General features: G+C 69.8%; 13 protein-coding genes. 3 read left to right on the forward strand and 10 right to left on the reverse strand.

Going from position 1 to position 9,962, the window contains the following annotated elements; all coding sequences use genetic code 11:
* From V7Q31_RS06430 to V7Q31_RS06475, 10 genes are all read right to left on the reverse strand, one after another.
* Positions 1 to 702, reverse strand: coding sequence for a c-type cytochrome (locus tag V7Q31_RS06430; protein ID WP_333832865.1), 702 nt, complete (start codon positions 700 to 702; stop codon positions 1 to 3).
* A complete protein-coding gene (locus V7Q31_RS06435) occupies positions 680 to 1,327 on the reverse strand; it encodes a c-type cytochrome (protein WP_333832866.1) in 648 nt (215 codons plus the stop codon). Before V7Q31_RS06435 ends, V7Q31_RS06430 begins: the two co-directional genes overlap by 23 nt.
* Complete coding sequence (soxC, locus tag V7Q31_RS06440) at positions 1,311 to 2,588, reverse strand: sulfite dehydrogenase (RefSeq protein ID WP_333832867.1); 1,278 nt, start codon at positions 2,586 to 2,588, stop codon at positions 1,311 to 1,313. The genes V7Q31_RS06435 and soxC overlap by 17 nt, the downstream gene beginning before the upstream one ends.
* A gap of 23 nt (positions 2,589 to 2,611) precedes the next feature.
* Positions 2,612 to 4,297 (reverse strand): thiosulfohydrolase SoxB, encoded by a 1,686-nt coding sequence (gene soxB, locus V7Q31_RS06445; RefSeq protein WP_333832868.1) that lies wholly within the window; start codon positions 4,295 to 4,297, stop codon positions 2,612 to 2,614.
* A 62-nt stretch (positions 4,298 to 4,359) separates the two neighbouring features.
* The gene (soxX, locus tag V7Q31_RS06450; RefSeq protein WP_333832869.1) at positions 4,360 to 4,977 is read right to left on the reverse strand and encodes a sulfur oxidation c-type cytochrome SoxX; all 618 of its coding nucleotides are present in this window, start codon (positions 4,975 to 4,977) and stop codon (positions 4,360 to 4,362) included.
* A gap of 14 nt (positions 4,978 to 4,991) precedes the next feature.
* Positions 4,992 to 5,798 carry a sulfur oxidation c-type cytochrome SoxA gene (gene soxA, locus V7Q31_RS06455; RefSeq protein ID WP_333832870.1) on the reverse strand — a complete coding sequence of 269 codons (807 nt, stop codon included), beginning with the start codon at positions 5,796 to 5,798 and terminating at the stop codon, positions 4,992 to 4,994.
* Positions 5,799 to 5,894: 96 nt separating this feature from the next.
* Positions 5,895 to 6,221, reverse strand: coding sequence for a thiosulfate oxidation carrier complex protein SoxZ (soxZ, locus tag V7Q31_RS06460; RefSeq protein ID WP_333832871.1), 327 nt, complete (start codon positions 6,219 to 6,221; stop codon positions 5,895 to 5,897).
* Positions 6,222 to 6,246: 25 nt separating this feature from the next.
* Positions 6,247 to 6,693, reverse strand: coding sequence for a thiosulfate oxidation carrier protein SoxY (gene soxY / locus V7Q31_RS06465; RefSeq protein ID WP_333832872.1), 447 nt, complete (start codon positions 6,691 to 6,693; stop codon positions 6,247 to 6,249).
* 216 nt (positions 6,694 to 6,909) lie between these two features.
* Entirely contained in the window at positions 6,910 to 7,500 is a 591-nt protein-coding gene (locus V7Q31_RS06470) for a thioredoxin family protein (protein WP_333832873.1), read from the reverse strand.
* 16 nt (positions 7,501 to 7,516) lie between these two features.
* A complete protein-coding gene (locus tag V7Q31_RS06475) occupies positions 7,517 to 8,248 on the reverse strand; it encodes a cytochrome c biogenesis CcdA family protein (protein WP_333832874.1) in 732 nt (243 codons plus the stop codon).
* Positions 8,249 to 8,350: 102 nt separating this feature from the next.
* Here V7Q31_RS06475 and V7Q31_RS06480 point away from each other — a divergent pair, with 102 nt between their 5' ends.
* The 3 genes from V7Q31_RS06480 to V7Q31_RS06490 all read left to right on the forward strand — a co-directional run.
* On the forward strand, positions 8,351 to 8,746 hold the full coding sequence (locus tag V7Q31_RS06480) for a hypothetical protein (RefSeq protein WP_333832875.1): 396 nt from the start codon (positions 8,351 to 8,353) through the stop codon (positions 8,744 to 8,746).
* A gap of 102 nt (positions 8,747 to 8,848) precedes the next feature.
* Positions 8,849 to 9,205, forward strand: coding sequence for an ArsR/SmtB family transcription factor (locus tag V7Q31_RS06485; RefSeq protein ID WP_333832876.1), 357 nt, complete (start codon positions 8,849 to 8,851; stop codon positions 9,203 to 9,205).
* 83 nt (positions 9,206 to 9,288) lie between these two features.
* Positions 9,289 to 9,962, forward strand: a 674-nt coding sequence (locus V7Q31_RS06490; RefSeq protein WP_333832877.1) for a YeeE/YedE thiosulfate transporter family protein, incomplete at its 3' end; no start/stop codon positions are given.

Genomic DNA, 9,962 nt, shown 5'->3' on the forward strand with positions numbered 1-9,962 from the left:
TCACTGCGGCGCGAGGCCCTCGAAATAGGCCGCGAGCGAGGCGATTTCCTCGTCGCCCAGCGTCGTCGTCACCATGCGCATCACCTCATGCGCCCGGATGTTGGTCTTGTAGGCGAAGATCGCCTGCACGAAGGCCTCCCGCGGCCAGCCGACGATCGACGGGATGCCGTCGGCCCGCCCCGAGACCTGGTGGCAGGTCACGCACTCCGAAGCGAGGTATTCGCCGTAGGCCGGGTCTCCGGCCAGCGCCAGCGCGCCCTGGTACATGCCGGGAGAGACCTCCGGCGCCACGGTCGCGTCCTCGGCAGGTTCGGCCGACGTGGCGTCTGCCAGCCACGCGATCAGGGCGGCCCGGTCGGCCGGATCGCGCATGCCGCGGTAGGACATGCGCGTGCCGGGCACGAGGGCATCGGGTTTCGCCAGATAGGCGTCAAGCGTCTCGGGGGTCCAGACCAACCCGTCGCGGCCATGCGCGACCATGCTGGAGGAATAGGCGAAATCCGGCAGGCCGCCGGCCCTGCGGCCCATCAGCCCGTCAAGATGGGGGCCGATGCCGTGCACCGCCCCCTCGCCGACCTTGTGGCAGGCCTTGCAGGCCTTGAACTGCGGCGGCGCCCCGCCCGCCCGCGCCTGCGGGACGAACACGGCCGCGGCGGCCAGCGCCGCCGCGGCGAGGCCCCTACTCCAGCGTGATCGAGCCATCGCCATCTGGCGTCACGTCGAGAACGGCCGCGCGCATGGCGATGGCCGCAGGGCCGGGCGCGCAGTTCTCCATGCAGGGCACGAGCCCGGGCTGGTAGTGCGGTTCGGACAGGCGGTCGTCATCGATGAAATTGGCCTCGTTCGGCATCCGCACGCTGGCGAAGTTCTCCCGCGACAGCTCGAAGTCCTCGCCCACCACGTCATTCATGTAGAGCAGATAGGCGGTGATGGCATAGACCTCGTCGTCCGACAGCGATCGCGCGTTGCCGAAGGGCATGGCGCGTTTGATGTAGTCGAACACGGTGGACAGATAGGGCCAGTAGCTGCCTATGGTCTTTTCCGGCCGCTCGTGGGTCAGGCTGTCATGCCCGCCGGCCAGCACCGGCCAGCGGTCCACGCCCTCGCCGAAGTCGCCGTGGCAGGCGGCGCACTGTTCGACGAACAGTTCCTCGCCCTGCGCGACGGTTCCGGAACCGGGGGGAAGGCCGGCGCCGTCGGGCCGCACATCGATGTCCCAGGCGGCGATCTCCTCGGGCAGCGCGACCCGGCCGAGCGTCGGCCCCTCCGCGGCCGCGGGTGCGGCCAGCAGGATCAGGGCGGCGGCGAGCTTACGAGATTTCGACATTTTCCACCGTCCCGTCCGTGCTGACATGCCAGGTCTGGATGCCGTTGTTGTGGTAGATCGAATTCACACCGCGGGCGGCGCGCAGCTGGTCCTTGGTCGGCTGGACGAAGCCCTTCTCGTCGATGGCGCGCGACATCAGGAACATCTCGCGGCCGTCCCAGTCGACATCGGCATAGAAGCGGTGCAGCGCCTTGTCGTGGCTGGGACCATCCAGCCGCGCCGTGCGCCAATTGCGCCCGCCGTCGAGGCTGACGTCCACCCGCTTGATGGTGCCATATCCCGACCACGCGAGGCCAGTGACGACCAGCGGCCCCTTGCCATGGGCGATCGGGGCCTGCGGGCTGGGCGAGGTGATCACCGACTTCACCTCCTGCTCCCAGGTGAAGCGACGGGCGCGGCCGTCCTCGAGCAGGTCGGTGTATTTCGAGGTCTCCTCGCGGTGGTGCCACGGCTCGTCGCCGACCTTGATGCGGCGCAGCCACTTGACCCACATGTTGCCTTCCCAGCCCGGCACCACGAGGCGCAGCGGATGGCCCTGCTCGGTGCGCAGCGCCTCGCCGTTCATCCTGAAGGCCAGCATACAGTCGTCCATGGCCTTCTCGATGGGGATCGAGCGGGTCATGTGCGAGGCGTCGGCGCCTTCGGGCAGGATCCATTTGCCGGTGGTGCGCACGCCCGCCATCTCGAGGATCGTGGATAGCTTGACGCCGGTGTAGTGGACGCAATGCACCATGCCATGGGTGAACTGGCAGCCGTTCAGCTGCGCGCCCCGCCACTCCATGCCGGAGTTGGCGGCGCATTCAAGGAAATAGACCTTGTTCACCCGCGGCATGCGCAGGATGTCCTGCATGGTGAACACCAGCGGCGTGTCCACGAGGCCGTGGATCATCAGCCGGTGCATCGACGGCTCGATCTCCGCCGCGCCGGCATGGTGGCGCTCGAAGCACAGCCCGTTGGGCGTGATGATGCCGTCGAGCTCGTGCAGCGGCGTGAAGTTGATCGACGAGGTGTTCTCGGCGGTCAGCCAGGACACGCCGCGGCGCACGACATGGGCCTCGTGCGGCGAGGGCATGCCGTAGGGGGCGGCGTCCACGCCTGCGCCGAGATAACGGTTCCAGTCTTGGATCTCGGTGATGGCGGGGTCGGCGGCGGCCATGGCCCGGCCGCCGGCCGCGCCCGCAGCCAGCGCCGTGCCGGTCAGCGCCGCGCCGCGCAGGAGCGCGCGGCGCGAGGGGTTGGCGGGATTGGTCTTGTCGGTCACGGCGTCTCTCCTCGTCTCGGGCCTCACGCCCCGACCACCTTGACGGAGGTGTTGGGCTCGAGCCGCACCACCGGGTTCTTCGCGAGATGGGACAGCACCACGTCCCAGATGGCGGGGCCCTCGGTCCCCTGGTTCACCGATGCCCAGCCCGCCACGACGTAGTCGCGCGAGGCCTCGATGGGCTCGCCGGTCTTGAGAAGCGTCATCTCCGAGATGCGGCTGCCCATGGGCGCATGGATGTCGATGGCGTAGCCCATGCCGCCGACCCGGACCATGTCGCCGCCCTGCTGGTAATAGGGATCGACGTTGAACAGGTTGTCGGCCACGTCCTCCATCACCTCGCGCAGCGTCGCGCCGCTCATGCTCAGGCGGTAGGCGGCCGGATAGGTCATGGCGGTGGCGTTGTGGATGTCCTCGACCGTGATGTCGTCGCCCGGCAGCAGCGAGGTGCCCCAGCGGAAGCCCGGCGACAGCGCGATCTCGGCGTCGCGCTCTGCCAGCAGCGCCTCGCAGATCAGGTCGTCGAAGGTGCCGTTGAAGTTCCCCCGGCGGTAGAGCAGCGACTCGGTGCGCCCGACCACGCGGCCGAGCTCCGCCTCGTGGGGCGCGCGCACCTCGTCGATCAGCGCCGCCATCTCCGGGTCGGGCGCGATCACGTCGGCAAAGATCGGGATCAGGCGCGACCGCCAGCCCTTCACCTCGCCCCCCTGCACGTCGAGATCGAGCGAGGTCAGGAACTTGCCCTGCGAGCCCGAGGCGATGACCAGCGTGCGGCCGACGATCACCGGCTCGGGAAGCGCGTCGTGGGTGTGGCCGGTGAGGATCACGTCGATGCCCGGCACGCGGCCCGCCAGCTTGCGGTCCACGTCGAAGCCGTTGTGCGACAGCAGCACGACGACTTGGGCGCCGGCGTCGCGGGCCTCCTGCACGCGGGCGGCCACGACCTCCTCGCGGATTCCGAAGGACCAGTTCTCCATCATCCAGCGCGGGTTGGCGATCGGGAGATAGGGGAAGGCCTGCCCGATCACCGCGACCTGCACGCCGCCGCGGTCGTACATGCGCCACGCCTCGAAGGCCGGCTCGTCCCATTCGGCATCGAAGATGTTGGCGCCGAGGAAGGGGAAGGGCAGGCTCTCCACCAGCTCCTTCACGCGGTCCGTGCCGTAGGTGAACTCCCAGTGGCCGGTCATGGCGTCGGGGGCGAGCAGGTTCATCGCCGCGACCATGTCGGCGCCCTGCGTGAGGTTGGAGGTGTAGCTGCCCTGCCAGGTGTCGCCGCCGTCCAGCAGCAGCACGCCCCCCGGCCGCTCGGCGCGCAGGCGCTTCATCACGGTCGCCACGCGGTCGAGTCCGCCCATGCGCCCATAGGTCCGGCCCAGCGCCTCGAAATCGGGGTAGGTCAGCGCATAGGCCTGAGGCGAGCCCGGCTCGATGCCGTAGAGCTTCAGGAAATCCGCGCCCGTGACGTGCGGGGGCAGGCCCGTCGCCTCGCCCACGCCGAGGTTGATCGACGGCTCGCGGAACCATACCGGCTTCAGCTGGGCGTGGATGTCGGTGATGTGCGCGATGGTGACGTTGCCGAACGGCGCGGCGTCCAGCAGGTCGGCCTCCGTCAGCCGCTGCTGGGCGAGCGCGCGCAGCGGCACGCCGCCCAGGCTTCCGGCCAAGGCGGCGCCGGCCGCCAGAATGTGGCGTCTGTTCAGCTTCATCATGTCCTCGCGTCGTCGGGCGGGCCGCGGCGGGGCTCAGACCCAGCGCACGGCCCGGTGGGTCACTTGTTGACCGGGCTGTCGGGGTGCAGGAGCATGGCCACGAAATCGCGGACCTGTTCCGGCGTCAGGAAGCCGTTGGCGCCCATGCGCGGCATCTGCGAGCAGGGCAGCACCGACTGGGCGTTGAAGATCTTCTCGTAGGTCGCCTTGATCCGCTCGTCGGTCAGCGGCTCGAGCGTGCCGTAGCCGGTCAGGCTCGGCCCGAGATTGCCGTAGGCGACCTCGTCGGGGGCGAGCTGGTGGCACGCGTAGCAGTTTCCGCCGACCACCCGGTCCGGGTTGTCGCGCATCCGGCCGCCATAGCCGTTGTTGGCCTCCTTCATCCCGGCCTGCCAGTCGCCCATCAGCACGCCGTCGGCGGGATAGACGATGTTGGCCTTCTCGCGGGCGAGGATGGCCTCGTGGATGTCGTCGGGGGGCAGGTCGCGGTACTGCGTGCAGGCCGCCATGGTCTCGTCCTGGTCCACCCGGGCCTGCAGCTCGGGGGACAGGTCCGGCCAGGCCGCGGCGATGGCCGCGGCGACCGTCTCGGGGGCGATGGCGACCGGGGTGATCGGCTCGGCCAGCGCGGGGGCGGCGAAGGCGGCGGCCGCGGCGGCGAGGGTCAGGCTGCGCATGTGTCCGGTCCCTCTCAGCGCTTCAGGCCGGGGACGGCGAGCTCGGCCCCCTCGGCGTTCTTGGCCATGTAGGTGATCAGCGCGATGGTGACGTCCGAGCCCCAGGCCACGTCCGGCATGCGCATCTGCCAGTAGCAGTCCCACATGCGGTGCTGCATGGTCCGCACGCTCTCGTGGCTGACGCGGTAGGTCGGCCAGGTCGTCATGGGCACCGCCGCGCCTTCCGGCGTCAGCAGGTTCGGCAGGTCCTGCAGGCGGATGCGCGCGCCGGTGTTGCTGTGGCAGGTGGCGCAGGAATAGTCGAGCGTGCCGGCGCGGCGGAAGAACATCGCCTCGCCCAGCGCGTAGGCCTCCTGCTCCTTGGGATGCGCGAGCGGCGCCTGGATCGGCAGGCCCTCGGACTTCGAAGCGACATAGAGCACGAGCTGCTCCATGTCGGATCGCCCGCCGCGCTTGGAGAAGGCGCCCTTGGCGGTCTCGGCCATCGGGATGCCCTGAAGCGTCTCGCGGCACCAGCCGATGCGGGTGTCCACGTCCATGACGCGGCCCGCGTCCTCGAACCAGCGCGGCATCTGCGCGAAGGCCCCGTCGACGACGCCCGCGCCCAGCCCGAGATCGCAGCCCTCGAGCGTGGCATTCTTCGGTCCGGCGGGCGTCTGCCACAGCGCCTCGCCGGCATCCGCGGCCAGATAGCCCGGATTGGCGAAAGGGTCGGACAGCATCTGCTTGTAGACTTCCAGGTCGTCGGCCTGAGCGGCGGATCCGCCGACCGCCATGGCGAGGCCCGCCATGGCCCCGACCGCGCACTTGGGTGCGAGCATAGAAACCTCCCCACGGGTCCGCGCTGGGGCGGCCCGGCGTTATTGTCAGCAACGGCAGAGCGCCCTGCCCCCGCGGGGGCGGGACGCGAAGGCGTGTCAGCCGACGGTCACGGTCTCGGTGGTGGTGACCGTGGTGCCCTCGTCGTCCGTCCAGGTGAACACCAGGTCGCCGGACTGCGGCAGCGCCGCGCTGAACTCGAGGTAGGGGTTGGCCGAAAGCGACGGCTCGATGTCGGCCCCGAACACAAGCTGTCCACCGAACTCGCAGGTGAACTTGTTGATGATCATGCGCGGGATCGGGTTGCCGGCGCTGTCCTTGCGCAGGCCCGATTCCATCGGGTGGCTGATCAGCGTCTTGATGGTGAAGATCTCGCCGGGAGCGGCGGTCTTGGGAACCCGGATGCGGGGCTTTGCAGCGGCCATGGTGTCTCTCCTGTCCTGAAAGGGCTCAGCCGCCGCAGCCGCCGATGGTCACCTTGACCTCGCTCTGGTCCATCCAGACCGAGCCGTCGGACATCTTGGCGATGGCCATCATGTTCTGCGTCTTGGCAAGGCGCACCCGGGTGGTCGCCGCCGCGCTGCCCGCCAGCGGCGAGAAGCGGAAGGTCGCGACCGTCGGGCTCGGGTTGCCCGTGGCCAGCAGGAGGACCTCCGCGACGTGGTCGCCATCGGTCATCGGGCTCTCGACCGAGATCGACACCGGCACCGAGTTGCCGTTCTCGGCGATCTCCGGGGCGGTCAGCGTGATGCGGCCCGCCTGCGGCGCGGCGCCGCCGGTGAAGGCGGCGACGACCGCGTCGGCGTCGGCGGCGGCGAAGGCCAGCTTCGGCGCGACCGCGGCGAAGGCCGCCGCCCCCGATGCCAGCCCGAAAGTCTGCCGTCTGGTGAAGTTCATGGGCCTCTCCTCTCGTTGGGCCCCGGCGCGGGGCGCATGTCGGCCGTTGCCGGCCGGACCGGCGGAGACCGTCGCTTCGGGACCCTCGCGCGGGCGACCCTTGGTTTCCTCTGCCGGCGGATTTTTCAGGCCGGTCTGGCTTGTTGAAGGGACGCTACGCGGAGATTTGACGTCGATCAAGTCATTCATGCAGATTTCTGCATGTGACAAGTTGGATCACTCGGACACCAATGCGCCCGACGCCCGCATCTCGTTGATCTTGCGGGCATGCCAGGCTTGGAAGTGCTCCTCGCCCTCGTAGCCCTTCTCGCGCACCCACTGGAACATGTGCAGGAAGGTCAGTCGCCCGAAGGCGCCGGGCATCACCGCCACCGCCGCCTCGGCCGCCGTGCCGCCCTCCGGAGCCTCCTCGGGCATGAACAGCATGGTCGGCGTGAAGATCACCGCCCAGCGCCGCGCCGCGGTCTTCTCCGTAAGGCTGCGGCCGTCGAGGTCCGTCACCTCCTCGTCGCCGAACAGGTTGACCTGCACCACCATGAAGTTGTCGCGGATGTAGTCGCGCACCTCGGGCCGCGAGAGGATCTCCTCGTGCATCTTGGTGCAGTAGATGCAGCCGCGCTGCTCGAACACGAGCACGAGGCGCTTTCCCTGTTCGCGCGCCGTCTCGATGTCCTCGCGCACGTCCTTGAAGGTGAGGGCGAACCAGTCCTCCTTGTGCAGCCCGTCCTCGCCGATCGTGGCGGCGGCGGCGGGCGCGGTGAGCGCAAGGGAAAGGCCGAGGGCAATAAACAGGCGTCGGGTGGTCATGGGCTTCGTCCTCCGGTCAACCGATGGTGGCGAAGGCGGGGAAGGTGTCGAGCAGCCACTGCGCGATGGCCGACATCGAGCCTGTCATGAACAGCACGCCCGTGACCACCAGCAACCCGCCCATGGCCTTCTCGACCTTGGGCAGATGCCGCATGAAGCCGCGCGCCGCGCCCATGAAGCGCCCGGCGAATGCCGCCGCGAGCACGAAGGGCAGCCCGATCCCGAGCGAATAGACCGCGAGCAGCCCCGCGCCGCGCCATGCCGTGTCCTCGGTCCCGGCCACGAACAGGATCGCGGCGAGCACCGGCCCGACGCAGGGCGTCCAGCCAAAGGCGAAGGCGAGGCCCAGCACATAGGCCCCGAGCAGCCCCGGCGGCCTGCGCGCCACCTCCACCCGCGCCTCGCGGAACAGAAGGCCGATGCGGAACACCCCGAGGAAATGCAGCCCCATGATCGCGATCATCACCCCCGCGACGATGGACAGCACGTCGAACCATTGCGCGATGGCCTGGCCGATCAGGCTGGCCGTGGCCCCCAGCGCCACGAACACCGTGGTGAAGCCGAGCACGAAGGCGATGGCCGACCGCACCAGCCGCAGCGACAGGTCGCGGTCGCCCCCGTCCCGGATCTCCTCGACGCCGACGCCGGCGAGGTAGCACATGTAAGGCGGCACGATGGGCAGGACGCAGGGCGACACGAAGGACAGCAGGCCCGCGAGGAACGCCCCGCCCGTGCTGACGTCGAACATGCCGCCTCCCCCGCGCCCCGCAGCCTCTGCCGGCCGCTTGCGACGCTGGACATATTCAAGCCGTTCTATGTAACTTTCGCAAGCGCCATCGGAGACACGCCCATGCGCCCGTTCGCCGCCCTGCTGTCGCTGCTGCTCCTGCTGTCTGCCCCGCCCATGCTGCGGGCCGAGGGGCCGCAGGACATCGCAGCGCCGGATGGCGGCTTGCGCCTCGTGATGATCGAGCGCGAGGGCTGCGTGTGGTGCAAGCGCTGGAAAGCCGAGATCGGCCCGATCTACGCCGCCACCGAGGAAGGGCGTCGCGCGCCGCTGCGCATCGTCGACGTCACGCGGGGCTGGCCGGCCGAACTGGCTGCCTATGCGCCCGAACGGATGACGCCGAGCTTCCTGCTGCTTCGGGGCACGGAGGAGATCGGGCGGATACGCGGCTATCCGGGCGAAGATTTCTTCTGGGGGCTGCTCGGGCAGATGCTCGGTCCGCCGCCGTTCCCCCCTTGATCGGGGCCGCGATGCGTCCCCGTTGCGCTGCAACAAGAAAATGCGGATGATCGGTCCGGGCGTCCCGTGCCCCCCGTCGCGCTCCCGAGGAGCCCTTGGTCCATGGCGCTCCCCGCGCTCAGCCAGAACCCGACCGCCGCGGAAGTCGCCGCCCTGATGGCGCATGCGCGTCACGCCAGCGACCTGTTGAAGGCGCTGTCGCACGAGACCCGGCTGGTGATCCTTTGCATCCTGGCACGCGGCGAGCGTTCGGTCTCGGAACTCGAGGACATGCTGGCCATGCCGCAGGCGGCTGTCTCCCAGCAGCTTGCCCGCCTGCGCATCGACAATCTGGTGACCACCCGACGCGACGGACGGAACATCTACTACACGCTGGCGGAAGGCGAGGTGACGCAGGTCATCGCCGCGCTGTATTCCCTGTTCTGCGATCCCGGCTGCGACGGCGTCGCCGCCGAGTGACCGGGCGTCGAGGCCGCCCCGACATGGACGCCGCGCGCCATCGGGCGTAGCGTGGCGAAAACATGGCATGGGAGGCGACGCCGATGATCGCGCTCGCGCAGAGCGGATGGCTGGCCCCGCTCGCGGGCCTTCTGGCAGGCGCCGCAATGGGCTTCGTGGCCCGGCGCTGGCGGTTCTGCACCCTCTCGGCGCTCGAGCGCTGGTGGTATGCCAATGACGCGACCGCCCTGCGCGCCTGGGTGCTGGCAACGGCCGTGGCTATGGCCCTCACGCAGGCGTTGTGGCTGGGCGGGCTGATCGCGGTCGAGGACAGTTTCTACCTCTCGCCCCTGCTGTCGCTGCCCGGCGCGGTGCTGGGGGGCCTGCTGTTCGGCATCGGCATGGCGCTGGTCGGGGCCTGCGGCTTCAGCGCGCTGGTCCAGGTGGGCGGCGGCAGCCTCAAGGCGCTGGTGGTTCTGGTCGTGATGGGCCTCGCGGCGCTCGCGGCGCAGCGGGGGCTCGTCGCGCAGGTTCGGGTGGCGCTGGTCGATGCGCAGGCGATGGACCTGTCCTTCGCGGGGAACCAGTCGCTTGGGGCCATCCTGTCGGCGATGACCGGCGCGGACCTGCATGCCGCAACCGCCATCGCCGTGGCGGGGGGCCTGTTCCTCTGGGTCTTCGCCTCGCCCGCCTTCCGCGCGCGGCCGGGTCTGATGTTCGCCGGCGCGGTGATCGGCCTCGCCATCGCCGCGGGCTGGGTGGTCACCAGCTTCGCCGC

The organism is Rubrimonas sp., from assembly GCF_036788415.1.
In the GTDB taxonomy this organism is placed as follows: Bacteria; Pseudomonadota; Alphaproteobacteria; order Rhodobacterales; family Rhodobacteraceae; genus Rubrimonas.